Annotated in this window: 9 protein-coding genes; 2 read left to right on the forward strand and 7 right to left on the reverse strand. The window is 72.7% G+C overall.

Annotated elements, in window-relative coordinates; genetic code table 11:
• Positions 1 to 49: 49 nt before the first annotated feature.
• Both ABD946_RS02470 and ABD946_RS02475 read right to left on the reverse strand, forming a co-directional pair.
• Positions 50 to 7,789, reverse strand: a complete 7,740-nt coding sequence (locus ABD946_RS02470) for a ricin-type beta-trefoil lectin domain protein (protein ID WP_345279605.1) — start codon at positions 7,787 to 7,789, stop codon at positions 50 to 52.
• Positions 7,790 to 8,045: 256 nt separating this feature from the next.
• The gene (locus ABD946_RS02475; protein ID WP_345279607.1) at positions 8,046 to 8,633 is read right to left on the reverse strand and encodes a hypothetical protein; all 588 of its coding nucleotides are present in this window, start codon (positions 8,631 to 8,633) and stop codon (positions 8,046 to 8,048) included.
• A 247-nt stretch (positions 8,634 to 8,880) separates the two neighbouring features.
• Between ABD946_RS02475 and ABD946_RS02480 the strand changes: the two genes are divergently transcribed.
• Complete coding sequence (locus ABD946_RS02480) at positions 8,881 to 10,377, forward strand: SulP family inorganic anion transporter (protein ID WP_345279608.1); 1,497 nt, start codon at positions 8,881 to 8,883, stop codon at positions 10,375 to 10,377.
• Positions 10,378 to 10,399: 22 nt separating this feature from the next.
• On the opposite strand, the gene ABD946_RS02485 is transcribed toward ABD946_RS02480, so the two are convergent.
• From ABD946_RS02485 to ABD946_RS02500, 4 genes are all read right to left on the reverse strand, one after another.
• A complete protein-coding gene (locus ABD946_RS02485) occupies positions 10,400 to 11,176 on the reverse strand; it encodes an MBL fold metallo-hydrolase (protein ID WP_345279609.1) in 777 nt (258 codons plus the stop codon).
• Between the two features lie 73 nt (positions 11,177 to 11,249).
• A complete protein-coding gene (locus ABD946_RS02490) occupies positions 11,250 to 12,239 on the reverse strand; it encodes a GlxA family transcriptional regulator (protein ID WP_345279611.1) in 990 nt (329 codons plus the stop codon).
• A 101-nt stretch (positions 12,240 to 12,340) separates the two neighbouring features.
• Positions 12,341 to 12,706 (reverse strand): darcynin family protein, encoded by a 366-nt coding sequence (locus tag ABD946_RS02495; protein WP_345279613.1) that lies wholly within the window; start codon positions 12,704 to 12,706, stop codon positions 12,341 to 12,343.
• On the reverse strand, positions 12,706 to 13,599 hold the full coding sequence (locus tag ABD946_RS02500; RefSeq protein WP_345279615.1) for an NAD(P)H-binding protein: 894 nt from the start codon (positions 13,597 to 13,599) through the stop codon (positions 12,706 to 12,708). Before ABD946_RS02500 ends, ABD946_RS02495 begins: the two co-directional genes overlap by 1 nt.
• Positions 13,600 to 13,686: 87 nt before the next feature.
• On the opposite strand from ABD946_RS02500, the gene ABD946_RS02505 reads away from it, so the two are divergent.
• On the forward strand, positions 13,687 to 14,655 hold the full coding sequence (locus ABD946_RS02505; RefSeq protein WP_380149260.1) for a LysR family transcriptional regulator: 969 nt from the start codon (positions 13,687 to 13,689) through the stop codon (positions 14,653 to 14,655).
• Between the two features lie 391 nt (positions 14,656 to 15,046).
• On the opposite strand, the gene thrS is transcribed toward ABD946_RS02505, so the two are convergent.
• On the reverse strand, positions 15,047 to 16,282 hold the full coding sequence (gene thrS / locus ABD946_RS02510; RefSeq protein WP_380149262.1) for a threonine--tRNA ligase: 1,236 nt from the start codon (positions 16,280 to 16,282) through the stop codon (positions 15,047 to 15,049).
• Positions 16,283 to 16,489: the final 207 nt, after the last annotated feature.

Below are 16,489 nucleotides of genomic sequence, written 5' to 3' on the forward strand. Positions count from 1 at the left end.
GGGGACGGGTCGCCCCGTCCCCTCACCACCCTCCGGCGTGGTCAGTGAGCTACAGCCCGAGGGTGACCCGGGCGTAGAGGATCAGGTAGGCCGCGAACTTCGCCATGATCGAGAATCCGTTGAGGGAGCCCTGCCAGATGGCTGCCCTGGCGGTCTGGACCTGCGCCATGGTCGCCTTGCCCGCGGTCTTGGTTCCGCTCCAGGCCTTCCCGGTGGCGTACCCCGCTGGGCCCGTGCCCCCGTGGGTGGCCTTGAACGCACTGCCGAACATACCGCTCTGGGCCGAGGACAAGAGGTAGTGGACGGCCTCCGGACCGGTGGTCTTGTGTCCCATCGCCTTGTCGGCGACGAGGTGGAGGGGAGTCCCGATGAGCGCCGCGGCGCTGACGCCGACCACGATCGTGCAGCCCACCTCGGCTTCGGCGGCGCCGCAGGACGAGTACGCGATCGTGCTCGCCACCATGCCGACACCGAGGTTGATGGCCTGGTGGACGACGTAGTCCTTGTGGGCCGCCCAGAGGTGCGCGCCCTTGCAGCTGCCGTTGGAGTTCTTCCCGGTCACGCAGAAGCGCCCGCTGAGGTCGTAGCTGCCCAGCGGATCGCCGTAGACGTAGTCGTAGGCGTTGGCGTTGCCGCCCGCGACCGGATCGGTCGACAGGAAGCGGCCGGTGCCCGTGCTGTAGAGGCGCACGCCCATCAGGACGACGCCGTCCAGTGCTTCGGCCGAGCGCTGCTTGCCGCCCAGCCAGCCGTAGCGGGTCGCGCCCTGGCCGGCGGCGGGGGCGCCGAACTCGTCGAAGTCCAGCGCGACCGGTGCGGTCAGGGCGGGGTCGGTGTCGACCACGACGCTGCCGAAGAGGTTGGTGAGCTGGAGCCGGACGGTCCCGGTGCTGGTGACGGTGGCCATGAGGTCACCGCCGGGCCCCGGGACGTTGCGGGTCCAGGTGCCCGTGGTGGTGTCCTCGACCGTCCATCGCGGCCTGTCGGTGTCGTCGCCGTAGTGGTCGAGGCGGGAGGTGCTGGTGGACCAACTGCCGTCCGTCTGCTTCTTGCTGACGGTGCGTGTGGCGGTCCGTCCGGCCGGGTCGGCACTCCAGGACTGCCGGGTGTCGGCGTTCTCCTGGCCGACGGCGAGGTCGTTCACCGCGTACGAGAGCACGGTGCCGCTCGGGGTCCGGGTGGTCCGGCCGAAGGCGTCGTACTGGTAACCCGGGTCGGTGATCCGGTCCGCGCTGTCGTAGGTGTGTGCCTCGGTGGCCGGTGCGGCGGTGGAGCAGCCTCCGTTCGCCGCCGGCCCGGACACGGACCGGGCGGTGCGGTTGAAGTGGGTGTCGTAGGTGTAGGACCGGGTGGTGCATCCGGTACCGGAGGAGCTCTGCTCGGCCTTGACGATCCGTCCGAGGCGGTCGTAGGCGTAGCTCTTGACCGACGTGGAACCCGAGTCCCGGTTCACCTGCCCCTGGGTCGAGACCTCCTGGGACTGCGACCAGATCACCGTGCCGTCCGAGGCGCGGGTGTAGGTCCGGGAGACGTAGGCGCCGGAGGCGTTGCGGACGTCCTTGCGGACGGTGCCGCCGGGGTAGACGAGCTCCTCGGCCTGGGCGTCCGGCCCGTACTTGACGGTGAACGTCCCCGCCCGGCTGTCGGTCACCGAGGTGGCCATGCCGCGGGCTTCCTGGGCCCGGTCGTACGCGTAGGTGACGGTGCCGGTGGGGTCGGTGACCTTGGTCGGCTTGCCGTACCTGTCGTACTCCGTGCTGGTGGTGCCCCCGTCGCCGTCGGTGTACGAGACCACCCGGCCGAGCTGGTCGATTACCTTGGTCACCGACTTGGAGCCGGCGACGGTCCGGAGCGTCGCCCCCATCGCGGGGTCGTACTCGGTGACGGTCTTCGGCACCGCCTGGCCCTCGGTACCGGTCACCTCGGAGGACAGGGGCCGGCCGGCGGCGTCGTAGACGCCCGTCGTGGTCCGGGTCTTGCCCGCGTTGGTCTCGACGGTCTCCTCGACGTCGTCGAGCCGGGAGTAGCGGGTGATCCGCTTGACCGGCAGGGTCGTGGGCATCCGTGCCGAGTCCGCACCGGTGATCGCGCCGCCGGGGCCGTTGGTGCAGAGCAGACCCGCCCACTCGGGACGGTTGCCGCAGGCAGCGTCGGCGGCGTTGGCCCCGGAGGTCCAGTACACCGTCTTCACGGTGCCGGCGTCGGTGGTGGTGGCGCCGGGTTGACGGACCTCCTCCGGGTGGCCGTGCTGGCCGAGGCGGGTCGTGGTGGTGAGCGCCTGGCCGGCCGCGTCGGTGGTCACCGAGGTCGGGGTCCTCAGGACCCAGCCGGAGGTGCCGCCGATCGGGGTGCCGTAGCCGTTCTTGGTGACCCGGAGCTCGGCGTCGGTGGCGTAGCCGTCGATGCGGGCGCCGTCGGTGGAGGTGGTGATCAGGTGGTACGCCTTGCCGTCCGGCTTCCCTTCGTCGTAGGTGTTGGTGTTGTGGTCCCGGACCAGCACCGAAGTCCCGGCCGGAATGGTCGGGTTGACGGTGGTCTTGGTCAGGGTGAAGGTGTCGAAGCCCGCGTGGAACCGCTCGCCGGTGGAGGCGGTGTTGGTGCCGGTGACGAGCATCTTCAGCGAGTGGTCACCGCGGGTCAGGTGGATCGGTGCCCCGGTGGTGAACGGCGCCACCGCCGGCGCGGCCGCGTACTCGTCGACCGCGGAACCGAGGTTGGTCCCGTCGATCGACAGCTGCACCACGCCGTTGTCGGTGGACTTGGTGAGCTGCCCGCTGAGGACGTAGTCGCCCTCCTCCGGCACGCTCACCCGCACCGTGTCCTCGGCACCGGCGGCCGTACCGCGCAGGCTCAGCTGCGCACCGCCCGACCAGGTGACGCCGCAGCAGTTGGCGTCCATCTGCAGCGGGTAGTTGGCGCCCAGCTGCGGCAGGGTCTCCGCCTCCGAGGTGACGGTGACCGGGTTGGTCTGCCCGGCCATGGTCTCGGCCAGCGCGGCCCGGTACTGCGGACCGAGGGTCTCCAGGACGTCCAGACCGTCGTTGGACCAGGTGGTGCGGGAGTCGAGCAGCCGTGCCCGGTCCGCCGGGGCGGCGGGCAGTGCCAGCTCCGCGGCGAACCTCGCCGCGTCGGGGTGGGCGCCGAGTGCGATCGAACGGTTGGTGGCGTCCAGGGACCTGACGACGTGTCCGTACCGGTCGTACTCCGCGGTGGCGATGTCACCCTTGGCGGTCACCGAGGGCGTGGCGGTGTTGACCTCCAGGCCCGAGGCGTTCAGGTAGTGGACCGCAGCCGGCTTGTAGCCGTCCGCTCCCGGCGAGGACGGGGTCGCGGTGTTCACCGCCGGGTCGGCGTCGGCGCCGAAGACGGCGGTCGCGTCGGTCGGCGCGTCGGTCTGCGCCCACTGCGCGACGTCGGCACCGGACATGTCGTACGGACCGCCCGTGCCTCGGGTCAGCGGGACGGAGTACACGACCTCGGTGGCCGCCTCGCCGTTGACCTGGTTCGTGCTGCCCGGGGCCAGCGTGCCGCGCCGGACCTTGAGCAGCCGGTTCGCGTCCTGGTCGGAGCCGGCCGGGCCGTACTCCAGGTCCCAGGGCAGCTGGCCGGGCGGGGTGACCTTGCTGACCCGGCCCGCGGTGTCGTAGCCGTAGGTCGTCCTCAGCGGGGTCGCCAGGCGCGGGTCCCAGGTCTGCACCAGGCGTCCGCGCTCGTCGTACAGGTAGTGCGCGACCTCCACGGCCTCCTGCTTGGAGGTGGCCGGGTTCCACGACCAGACCTTCACCGAACGGACCCGGTCGGTGAAGTCACCGGGCGTGCCCGCCACGGCGGTGGTCGCGGTGGCGTAGTCGTAGTCGAGCACCTTGCAGCCGCGCGGCAGCGGATCGACCGTGCAGTGGTTGCGGTCGTCCACGCCGGCTTCGACCGGCGGGACCACCCGCTTGGGCAGGGCGCGCCCGTCCGTGGTGTCGTACGAGATCCGGGTGGCGAAGCCGGTGTCCGGCCCGGTCTCGCCGGTCACCAGGTAGACCTCGGAGCCGGCCTGCCGGGCGAAGGTCGTGGTGGTGCCGTCGAGGTCGGTCAGGGTGTAGGTGGTGCCCTTGGTCTGGACGTCCCAGAGCTGCCAGGCGCCGCCCCAGCAGTTCCAGATCACGCCGCCGCGGTAGGCGTCCAGGCACTTGCCGGACTGACGGTTCACCAGCGACTTGTTCGCCTGGAGGTCCCAGAGCTGGTTGGGGGAGCCGGATCCGCAGCTCCACAGGGTGACCGCGGTGTCGTCGGCGGTGGCGCCCCAGGGGTTGTCCAGGCAGTAGCCCTGGATCCGCAGGGTGTGGTCGTCCTCGTAGGTCCACTGCTGGTTCGCCGCCCCGGTGCAGGGGGCGTACTGGAGCGTGGCGCCGTTGTACGGGGCGCCGTTCGGCACCTGGAGGCACTGGCCGAAGGAGCTGACCACCGCGCCCGAAGCGGCTGTGGTGGTCTTCAGGGTGAGCTGCTCCGCCCCGGGCTGGGGGAAGAAGCTGCCGTCGTTGCCCTTGGCGAAGGTGACCACGGTGTCGTTGGTGTACTTGACCTCCACCAGGTCGGAGGCCGGGTAGGAGAGCGAACGGTACGCCGACCCGGTGCCCGCGTCGGGGCCGCCGGACCACTGCGGGCCGAACGGGGCGACGATCTCCTTCAGCGAGAGGTCGTCGAAGTAGACCTCCTTGCCGGTGCCGGCGGCGAAGCCGTTGAACAGCCGGAACCAGGCCTCGGTCGCGTCGGCCGGGACGGCCATGTCGACCGAGAGCTGCTGCCAGCCGTCGGTGAACGAGGCCTTCGGGGAGAGGACGTCCTTGTAGCCGGCCGGGGTCCGGTAGACGCCGTCCAGGCGCAGGCCGAGGTCGCCGCGTTCGGGGTTGAGGCCGGAGGCGGACGGGACGTAGATCCAGCCGGTCAGGCGGTAGGTCCGGCCGGGCTTCATGCCCTGGCCCAGGGTGTACTCCGGGCCGATCGAGGCGTAGGACGCCCAGCTGTTGGAGGGCTTGATCAGCAGCGAGTCGGTGGAGTTGTCGTGGCCGCGCACGGTGGAGCGGGTGACGTCGGCCGGGCCGGCCACGAAGCCGGTCAGGTCGGTGACCTGGCGCTGAGCGGCCGTCAGACGCTCGCCCTGGGGCTGCCAACCACGGCCGAGGCCGCGGGAGGAGTAGATGCGCTTGACCGAGCTGCCGAACTCGTCGACATCGGTGGAGCCCAGCGAGTAGTCACCGGTGAGCAGGTTGACGGAACCCACGCCGAGCGCGGCGGAGGCGGCGCCGTCGGCGTTCTGGTCCACCGTCATGGTGTTCCAGCCGGTGGCGGTACCGGTGCCGGAGCCGTCCTCGGGGAACATCAGGGCCCGGACCTGGACCACGCCGCCGACGTTGCCGAGGGTGTCGACCACCGTCCAGTTGGCGTGCGTGCCGAGGTCCGCCAGGCGCGGCTTGGGGTCGGTGACCGGGGTGTTGTCCGCCTTGGTGAGGTTGGTCAGCGGCACGTTGTACTCGGTGGCCCCGGGGCCGCGGCGGTACTGGTAGACCACCCGCTTGAGGTCGGCCTGCGCGTCCACCGAGAGCTTCACGCGCTTGGCGGACTGGCTGCCGTCGACCGGCGAGGTCAGACCGGCGCGGCCCACCTGGAAGGCGAAGGTGGTGATGTCGGAGAGGTTCCCCGCCCGGTCCTTGGCCTGCACCCTGAGGGTGTGCTTGCCGTCGGTGCTCGGGGTGATCGAGGTGCTCGTGGTGCCGGTCGCGGCGACCGTCACCGGTGCCCCGCCGTCCAGGGAGTGGACGAAGGCGACCAGGTCGGTGGTGCCGGCCGGCGGGGTGAAGGTGAAGGTCCCGGCGGTGCCGGCCGCCCCGTGCCAGAGGCCGTCGGCCGGGTAGGTCGGCGAAGTGACGAACGGCGCACCGGGCTTGACGGTGTCCACCACGAACGAGCGCCCCACCCAGCCGGACTGGGAGTTGGCGTCACTGATCCGGGCCCACACGGAGTAGGTGGCGCCCTCCTCCAGGGTGGGGAAGGAGAGGTCGGCGGAGGTGACCTGGAGGTAGCTGTTGGCCGGAACGGTGCGGTAGATGCCGTTCAGGAAGGTGGAGCCCTTCCACAGGTCGATGTTGACGCCGACGTTGCCGCCGTCGGGGTCCGCCGCCAGCACCTGGAACCGCGGCGTGGCCGAGGCCGTGTAGCTCGGGTCACCGGGCAGTGAGGGCTGGACGTCGACCGAACCGGGCGTCGCCGGAACGGAGTTGTACGTCACCGAGATGAACGGCACGGCGCCGCCCTCGGCGGAGGAGAACTTCTTCCAGGCCGCGGTGTCCGACTCGTTGTCGGCCTTCAGGCCGACGGAGCCGTAGTTGTTGCCGGTGCCGGCCCAGTCCGAGGCGAGCCGGGTGATGTCGGCCTTGACCCACCCGCTGCCGTCGCCGTTGGCGCACTGGTGGGCGTCGGTGCCGGTGTCGACGTCGCGGGTCTCGAAGGAGTACGCGTACTCGCTGCCCCAGGTGGGCTGGTTGGTCCACCGGGTCCCGGTCGAGGGGTCGGTGGTGTTCCAGACCTCCCACTCCTTGGCGGTGCAGGAGTAGGAGTGGAAGTTGAACAGGTTGAGGGTGGCTCCCAGGACCTGCTTCCCCTTGAAACCGGAGATCGGGAACTGGAGGAAGGAGCGGGCGACGGTCGATCCGCCGTCGTAGGTGCCCACCCTCAACTCGGTGGACGCGGACTGGTCGCTGCTGGTCCCGCTCTGCACGAAGGTGTCGAAGGTGGTGCCCAGGTCCACCGTCGGGTCGATGGTGACCGGGTACCGGGTCTTCGGGTCCGCGAGGAACGCGGCGTCGGCGGTGAACACCAGCTCGGCGCCGGCGCCTTCGCCGCGCAGCTCCATCGAGACCGCCCCGCGGTGCAGGTGCTCGGCCGATCCCTCGTCGACGGCGGCGTCCCACATCACCGGGGCCGGGATGCGGACCGGCGCCTTGCCCGGCTCCTGGGCCACCAGACGGATGCCGCCGTCGGCCTGACGCTCGATCCGGTAGCCGGTGGTGTCGATCGGCAGGGTGAGGGTGCCGGCCTGGGAGACCGCCGAGCGGTCCTTGACGATCAGGTACTGCTCGAAGCCGGTCCGGGTGGCCTCCAGCACCAGGTCCACGCCCGGGCGGGCGTTGACGTAGGTGGCCTTGGAGCCGGACAGCTTGGGCTTGGGCAGCTTGCCGAGCCAGCCCAGCTCGACCTGCTCGCGGTCCTTGCCGAGCTTCACCAGCCCTTGCCCGGCGGGCTTCGCGGCGCCCGCTGCGGGCGCGGACGCCTTGGGGTCGGCAGCGGGCGCACCGCTGCCCGGCAGACCGCGGACGGCGGCCTCCGTGCCCGGGAGCGCGTCGCCGACCTTCAAGGTCGCGTCACCGCCGGCGAACTCCAGACCCTCCGGGTGGGCCTTGGGCGCGACCTTGCCGTCCGGCCGCTCCACCAGAGTGGTGTCGACCGGGACCCAGGCCTCGCCGGACCTCATCCGGAGCGGGCCGTCGGCGATCTCCTGGGTGAGGGTCCCCTCGGGATTGGCCCACAGGGTGGTGGTGGCGGTGCGGGCACCGGTCACCTCGATCCGGCGCTTGTTCAGCCGCGCCGCCAGCAGGGCCGACGCTTCGTCAGGAGCCTCGCCGACGACCCCGGTTGGCGAGGCGGAGGGCTTGGCGCCCGGCTTCGGCGTCCTCGGCGAGGACGCGACCGCGTCCACCACGGCGCCGGTCTGCACGAGCAGACCGAGCACCACGACCGTGGACACCCTTCGTAGCGTTGACACGGTGAAGGCCCTGCCCGCCGATGCGGATAGGGCCTGAGCATTCTTCGGCAAAATCGATCCTGGTGAGTGGGTGCGGATGATCATGCTCCGGAGAGCGCCGCACAACCTCTCACGCTGAGTGAGCACCCGCTGGCGCGGGAGATCTCGATCCGGCAACGATCGGGACCGGAGGGGAACCGGCCTCGGTCGTTTGCCCGTTTGGTCCGGTCGCGACGGTCCGGTGTTTCCGTACGGCTGGTCATGACTTTGGGTGATCTTGACCTTGCCGCCGGGAGATCGGATCCGTATTCGGGCCGTGCGCCGGCGAACGGTCGGGAGCCGGAATCCGGCGGGTCAACTCCCGTGCGGTGCGGACCATCGCGGCCTCGATCGCGGCGGGAGGCGGGAGCGGGCCGGTGCGGTCCCAGAGCCGGTCCATCAGCTCGACGACGGGTGCCAGCTCCTCGCAGTCGCCGTACGCGTCCGCGACGTTCTCCAGGATCAGGGCGATGCCTTCGGCCGGGTCGAGCCAGCCGTCGGCGACCTCCGCGGCCCACCAGCCGGCCAGGGCCAGGCGGCCCTCCCAGTAGCCCGGCGGCGGACGGAAGCCGAAACCGAGCTCGTCCATCACCCGGTCGAACAGGGCCGGGGCCTCGTCGCGTTCGGCACTCATCAGTGCCGCGAGGTGCAGCAGCGAGGGCGTGTAGAGGCCGGCGTCCAGGGCGCGGAGTGCCGCCTCGATCAGGAGGCGCGGCTCCTCGTGCCGGCCGTCCACCCAGGAGTGGGCGATCCGCCGCAGCTCCCGTACCGCCTCCGCCTCGGTGACGGGCACCCCGTTCGTCTCCATGGCGCGCATGCTGCCACGGGGCCCGGGGCGGCCGGTAGCGGATTCCGGGCCGTCAGGGCCGCTGCCCGGTCGCTGACCTGACGGTCTGTCGGGCGGGTTGAGTCGGGTAGCCCCGGGTGCGGCCGGTGGCGCCGGGGGCAGCCGTAGAGTCACCCACTGCCTGCCCGGCCCCGCCGCCGGACCACCCGCACCGCCCCGTCCCGTCCCACCGCGGGGCCGGGCCCGAGCACGACGAGGTGCACCACCCGTGTCTTCCCCCGCCCCCGCCCCGGCCGGCCGCCTCCGCCCCGAGTGGCTGTCGGACCCGAGGGTCTGGCGCACCGAGGTCCTGGCCGGACTGGTCGTCGCGCTGGCCCTGATCCCGGAGGCGATCTCGTTCTCGGTGATCGCCGGGGTCGAGCCGCAGGTCGGTCTGTTCGGCTCCTTCACCATGGCCGTCGTGATCGCCGTGGTCGGCGGACGCCGGGCGATGATCTCGGCCGCCACGGGCGCGGTCGCCCTGGTGATCGCCCCGCTCAACCGGGAGCACGGCCTCGGGTACCTGGTGGCGGCGGTGATCCTGGCCGGGGTGTTCCAGATCGTGCTGGGCGCGCTCGGGGTGGCGAGACTGATGCGCTTCGTGCCCCGCTCCGTGATGGTCGGCTTCGTCAACTCGCTGGCGATCCTGATCTTCCTGGCCCAGCTCCCGGAGCTGACCCACGTGCCGTGGGCGGTCTACCCGCTGCTGGCGGTGGGGCTCGTGCTGATGGTCCTCTCCCCGAAGCTCACCAAGGTGGTCCCGGCGCCGCTGGTCACCGTGGTGGTGCTCACCGCCCTCACCCTCGGCGCCGGGATCGCGGTGCCCACGGTCGGCGACAAGGGCGGGCTGCCGGACTCGCTGCCGCTGCCGGGCCTGCCCGACGTCCCGTTCACCCCGCAGACCCTCGCCACCGTCGCCCCCTACGCGCTGGCGATGGCGCTGGTCGGCCTGCTGGAGTCGCTGATGACCGCCCAGCTGGTGGACGAGCTGACCGACTCCCGGTCGGACAAGACCCGTGAGTCCGTCGGCCAGGGCGTCGCCAACGTCGTCACGGGGCTGTTCGGCGGCATGGGCGGCTGCGCGATGATCGGCCAGACGATGATCAACGTCAAGGTCTCCGGCGCCCGCACCCGGCTCTCCACCTTCCTGGCCGGTGCCTTCCTGATGGTGCTCTGCGTGCTCCTCGGTCCGGTGGTCTCCGAGATCCCGATGGCGGCCCTGGTCGCGGTCATGGTGATGGTCTCGGTCGGCACCTTCGACTGGCACTCCGTCATGCCCGGTACGCTGCGCCGGATGCCGGCCGGGGAGCTCGCCGTCATGGTGGTCACCGTCGTGGTGGTGGTCGCCACCGCCAACCTCGCGGCCGGGGTGGTGGTCGGCTCGCTCACCGCGATGGCGGTCTTCGCCCGCCGGGTGGCCCACCACGCCCGGCTCTCCGCCGTCCGCGACCCGGACGGCGGGCGGGTGGTCTACGCGGTGGACGGCGCGCTCTTCTTCGCCTCGGCCAACGAGCTGCTCACCCGCTTCGACTACGCCGGCGACCCGGACCGGATCACCATCGACCTCAGCCGCGCCCACGTCTGGGACGCCTCCTCGGTCGCCGCCCTGGACGCCGTCACCGCCAGGTACGCGCAGCGCGGCAAGACCGTCGAGCTCACCGGCCTCAACCCCCCGAGCGCCGACCTCCACGCCCGCCTCTCCGGCCAACTGACCCCCGGCCACTGACCGTTCGGCCAGGAGACAGCCCCTAATCGGCGGCCCGGACCCGCAGGCGGCCGGAGCGCTCCAGGCGGGTGAGGCGGGCGTCCTCGCGTTCGGCCCAGCGGCGGACGCGGTCCGGGTCGAGGGCCGGGCCGTGGCCGACGTGGAGGCGGGTGGGGGAGAGGGCGAGCATCCGGCGGAGGCTGGTGAGGTTCTGGCGGGGGTCGTCGTGGAAGGGCGGGTTGGCGGGGCGGCCGGGGACGAGGCCCATGAAGGAGTTGGCGATCAGGTCGCCGGCCACCAGGTCGCCGTCGCCGGTCAGCACCGAGACGGAACCGGCGGTGTGGCCGGGGGTCGGGACGATCCTGGCGTCGAGCCCGAAGTCCGCCAGGTCGGTCTCGCCGCTGACGGCGAGTGAGGGCTCGAACGGTTCGACGGGGACGTGGAGTTCGCGGCGTCGCGCCATCAGCCGGCCCATCGGGCCGTTGGGCAGGTACGGCTGCCGGGCGCGGCCGGAGCGGTACGGCCCGAGGTCCGCGACGTGGGCGGCGACGGGCGCGCCGGTGAGGCGGTGGAGTTCGGCGGCGGAGCCGAAGTGGTCGATGTGCCCGTGGGTGATGACGATCAACGCCAGGTCGGCCGGGTCCACGCCCTGGGCGGCGATCCGGTCGAGCAGGTGCTGCCCGCGGCCGGGGATGCCCGCGTCCACCAGGACGGGGAGGCGGCCGAGCAGCAGGTGGGCGTTGACGGCGTGTCTGCCGAGCACCGGGATCGGGACGACCTGGGTGCGGGTGGTGCGTGTGGTGCGGGTGGCGCCGGGCATGGCTCTCCTCGGGGGTGGGCAGGGTGAAGTGCCGCCGTGGGTAAGGCGGTTGAAGTGAACGCGGGGTGGTCGGTCAGAAGCGGCGGCGGTACTCCGCCGGGGTGGTTCCCAGGCGGCGGCGGAAGACCCGGTGCAGGGTCTCGACCGAGCCCAGGCCGCTCTCGGCGGCGACCTCCGGGAGACCGAGGCCGGTCTCCTCGAGCAGTCGGCGGGCGGCCTCCAGCCGGGCCGACTCCACGTAGGCCGCCGGGGTCCGCGCGGTGCGTTCGCGGAACAGGCGGGAGAAGTGGCGCACGCTCAGGTGCAGCCTGGCGGCCAGGGCTTCGGCGGACAGGTCGTCGGTGAGGTGCTCGGCGATCCACCGCCGCAGCCCGTCGATCCGGTCGTCCTCGGCCTCCCGGACGGAGAGCGGGACGCTGAACTGGCTCTGCCCGCCCGGCCGTTTGACGTACATCACCATGGCGCGGGCGGTGGCCAGCGCAAGCTGCTGGCCGTGGTCCTCGGCGACCATCGCCAGCGTCATGTCCAGCCCGGAGGTGACCCCGGCGCAGGTCCACACCCGGCCGTCCCGGACGAAGATCGGATCGGGGTCGACCCGGACCTGCGGGTGGTCGGCGGCCAGCCGGTCGGCGGTCAGCCAGTGGGTGGTGGCCGGCCGTCCGTCGAGCAGGCCGGCCGCGGCCAGCAGGTGTGCCCCCGCGCAGATCGACCCGACCCGCCCGGCGCGGGGCGCCGATCGCCTTACCCAGTCCACCACTTGACGGTCCACCACCGGGACCACGGCGGAGCCGTCGCCGAGCGGCTCGATCGCTCCGGCGACCAGCAGTGTGTCGAGTGGTCCGCGCACCTCGTCCAGGCGCAGGTCGGCCAGCAGCCGGACCCCGCTGGAGGTGGTCAGCGGCCCGCCGTCGGCGGTGGCCACCCGTACCTGGTAGGCGGCCCCGGTGGACCCGGCGCCGCCGGTGAGCCGCGAGGCGACGGAGAAGACCTCGGCGGGGCCGGTGACGTCGAGGAGTTCGACCCCGGGGAAGGCGGCGATCACCACACGGTGCGGAGCGGGCATGTCCCGATCCTGCCGCCCGCCGCCCGATGTCCGCAATGACGGGCTTCTGGCACATCCGGCCATGGTCCGCAGGCGGCGTGGGCGGCACGGGTGCTGCGGGCTCAGGTGGTGATCGTGGCCACCGGGGCGAGCCCGTAGGTGCGGGCGTAGCCGTTCTCGGTGCCGACCAGGAGGTCCACGACCTCGAAGTAGCGCTCCCAGAACGGGGTTTCGCGCAGCGCGTCCACCAGGAGCTGGTACGCGTGGTGGTCGTCGGCCTCCCAGACCCAGACGTCGGTGACCCGGGACGAGTAGAACTCGGTGTCGTAGAAGCGGGAGCGGAGACCGGTGGTCCGCGCCTCGATGGCGGGCAGGACCTGGGTGGTGAAGGCGTGCAGCCGTTCCTCGACGGTCAGGGCGAGCCACTCCGGCGTGGTCTTGAGCAGCATGAACGCCGTGACCGGGGTGGTGTTGGGGTGAGTGGTCATCAGGAAGCCTCCAGGACGGCGGGTGCGAGGGTGTCGGTGCACCACTGGGCGAAGGAGAGGGTGGAGGCGGCGGAGGGGGAGCGGACGGCGCCGGAGTCCAGGCCGGCGTCCTTGGCGCGCTTCATCTCGACCACGCCCCGGACGAAGTCCTCGTCCAGGCCGTAGCCGGCCAGGGCGGCGTGCAACTCCCCGTAGGGCTGGTGCTCGTAGCGGACCGGGCGGCCGAGCCGTTCGGTCAGGATCCGGGCGCGGTCGAGCGGGGAGAGGTCCTCCGGGCCGAGCACCGGGACGCTGCCGGTGCCGCTCCAGGAGCGGTCCAGCAGCAGGGCCGCCGCGGCCGCCGCGATGTCGGCGACGGCGACCAGCGGCGCCTTCAGGTACGGGTCGACCGAGTCGGTGAAGACGCCGCGCTCGACGATCGAGGGGACGTCCTCCAGCAGGTTCTCGTAGAAGGAAGGACAGGCCAGGGCGCGGTAGTTGACGCCGGACGCGCCGATCAGGTCGTCCATCGCGAGGGAGGCGGTGACCAGGCCCGCCCGGTTGGCGAGCGGGGTGCCCCGGCCGTGGGCCGAGACTCCGACCACGTGCCCGACGCCGTGGGCGGCGAGGGCGCCGACGGCGGGTCGGGTGAAGCCGACGTAGGCCTCCTCGGGCGTGCGGGAGCCGTCCGGCGGGACGAGCCAGAAGACGGCGTCCGCCCCCTCGAAGGCCCGGTCCAGGACGGCGCGGTCCCCGTGCGAGCCGGTGACCACCTCGACCCGGCCGTGCGCGGCGGCCGGCAGGCGGGCGGGGTCGCGGACGACCACCCGCACCTCCTCCTCGACGGAGGGTGCCAGGAGGAGGGGGAGCAGGTGGCGGCCGATGTTCCCGGTGGGCGCGGTGATGACGATCATGAAAACCTCGTGGGTCGGTTGGTGCCGGTCGGTACGACCCTCATCCTGCTGAGGCGCGAGGTGCTGCCACAATGGGAATCCCAGCACATGATCATTGCCCAGAACGGAATGATGCAGGTGAGCGGTGTCTCCCCGGCCCTCGATGCCAACCTCGCCGTCGCCCTGGACGCCCTGCTCGCCGAGCAGAGCGTGACCAGGGCGGCCGCGCGGCTGCACACCTCGCCCGCCGCGATGAGCCGCACCCTGGCCCGACTGCGCCGCGTCCTCCAGGACCCCCTGCTCGTCCGGGCCGGGCAGACCATGGTCCCCACCCCACGGGCGCAGGAGCTGCGGGAGGAGGCCGCCGCCGTGGTCCGCAGCCTGGCCGCGCTGCTCAGCCCGGGCGCGGGCGTCGACCCGGCCAGGCTGAGCAACACCTTCACCCTCCAGGCCGCCGACCTGGTCGGCTCGGCGCTCGCCCCCGGGCTGCTGCGGCTCGCCGGGCGGGAGGCGCCCGGGGTCTCCTTCCGGGTCCTGGCCGAGGAGTTGGAGGCCGGGCCCGCCCTGCGCGACGGGCGGATCGACCTGGAGGTGGGATCGATCGACCACGTCGATCCGGAGACCCGGGTGGAGGAGCTGGCCGAGCTCCGGATGGTGGCGGCCGTCCGGCCCGGACATCCGCTGCTGGAAGGGGAGTTGACCCCGGCCCGGCTGGCTGCCGCGGAGCACGTGGCGGTCAGCCGGCGCGGCCGCTTCGGCGGGCCGCTCGACACGGCCCTGGCCGAGCGGGGCCTGCGGCGCAGGGTCGGCGTCGTGCTGCCCGGCCATCTGGCCGCGATGACCCTGGCCGCCCGCAGCGACCTGGTCTGCCTGGTCCCCGCCGCACTCCCCGGCGCCGCCGCCTCTCCCCTCACCCACGACGCCGAGGCCCTCGGGCTCCACCTGCTCGACATCCCGCTGCCGCTCCCGCCCCTGACCATCGGCATGGCCTGGCACCCCCGCCACACCGCTGACGGAGCCCACCACTGGCTCCGGCGCGCCGTCCGGCGCACGCTGCGCGCGGAGCCGACGGGGTGACGGGAACGGCGGACCGTGGTGTGAACGGCGTGGTGGAGTCCGCACCGCCCGGGTTGCGCTGCGCGCGGCGTCAACGGGCTGACGGGAGAGGTGGGTTGTGGCGTGGGCTGTGTCGCGCGCATGTGATCGGCTTCGCCGAGCCGCTTGCCGTCCGTGCCGTCCGCTGTTCGACGCCTGGCGTCCGGTGTGCGCTGCGCGCAGCGTCAACGGGCCGACCGGTGAGGCGGGCTGTAACTCGGCGAGTGTCGCGCGCATGTGATCGACTCCGCCGCGTCGCTTGCCGTCCGCGCTGCCTGCTGTCCGCCGCCTTGCGCTCGGCGTGCGCTGCGCGCAGCGCACGCCGGACGGACGGGCACGTCGGGTGGTGGTGCGGCCTACGCTGCGGGCGGCGTCAGGGGGCCGGCGGGGTGCCCTCCTCCCACAGGTCCGCCCACCGCCCGGCGGCCACCGCGCCGATCCGGGCGAGCAGGCCGTCCACGGACACCCCGGGGACCTGCCGACCGTCGCGAAGCCGCAGGGCCACCGCTCCGTCCGCCGCCTCCCGGGCTCCAAGCACTGCCTGGTAGGGCACCAGCCGAGCCTGCCGGATCCGCGCGCCCAGGCTCCCCAGCTCCGGACCGGCGAGCTCGGCCCGCAGCCCGGCCTCCAGGCTCCGCGCCACCAGCTGTTCGGCGTGCGGGAGTTCGGCCTCGGAGACGGGAAGCACCACCAGCTGGACGGGCGCCAGCCAGGCCGGGAAGGCCCCGCCGTGCTGCTCGATCAGGTGGGCGACGGCCCGCTCCACGCTGCCGATCACCGCACGGTGCACCATCACCGGACGGTGTTTCGCGCCGTCCGGGCCGGTGTACTCCAGCCCGAACTGCTCCGGCTGGTGGAAGTCCACCTGCACGGTGGAGAGGGTGGACTCCCGCCCGGCGCCGTCGGCCACCTGGACGTCGATCTTCGGGCCGTAGAAGGCGGCCTCGCCCTCCACCGCCTCGTACTCCACCCCCGAGGCGTTCAGCACCTCGGTCAGCAGCTCGGTGGCCCGCCGCCACTTCTCCGGCGCCGCCACGTACTTGCCGCCGGGGCCGGGCAGCGAGAGCCGGTAGCGGGCGCCGGTGATGCCCAGGTCCCGGTGCGCCCGCCGGATCAGGTCGAGCGCGGCCCGGGCCTCTCCGGCGACCTGCTCCAGGGTGCAGAACACGTGCGCGTCGTTCAGCTGGATCGCCCGCACCCGGGTCAACCCGCCGAGCACGCCCGAGAGTTCGGCCCGGAACATGCCGCCGAGCTCGGCCATCCGCAGTGGTAGCTCCCGGTAACTGTGCGGCCGGGAGCGGTAGATGAGGGCATGGTGCGGACAGAGGCTGGGCCGCAGCACCACCTGTTCGCCGCCCAGCTCCATCGGAGGGAACATGTCCTCGCTGTAGTGCGCCCAGTGCCCGGAGATCTCGTAGAGCTCGCGCTTGCCCAGCACGGGGGAGTAGACGTGCCGGTACCCGGCCCGGCGCTCCGCCTCGCGGACGTACTCCTCCAGGGCGTGCCGGACCACCGCGCCGTCGGGCAGCCAGTACGGCAGCCCGGCGCCGATCAGGCGGTCGGTGTCGAACAGGTCCAGCTCACGGCCGAGTCGGCGGTGGTCGTGCACGGCGGTCTCCTCGCGGTACGGCGGAGCGAGTGACCACACGGCGAAGCCCCGGGGCACTCGCCCCGGGGCTTCGGACTCAGTCATGGGTCAGCGCGCCGGGACGTTCTCCGGCGTCGTCGTGCGGACCATGCCTGCGCGCTTCATGCCCCCGACGCTAGCAGCGCTCCGCCGCACCGGCCGAGGGGTTTTTCCCGTGACCCGCCGTCA

The sequence above is a fragment of the Kitasatospora albolonga genome (assembly GCF_039535905.1).
In the GTDB taxonomy this organism is placed as follows: Bacteria; Actinomycetota; Actinomycetes; order Streptomycetales; family Streptomycetaceae; genus Kitasatospora; species Kitasatospora albolonga.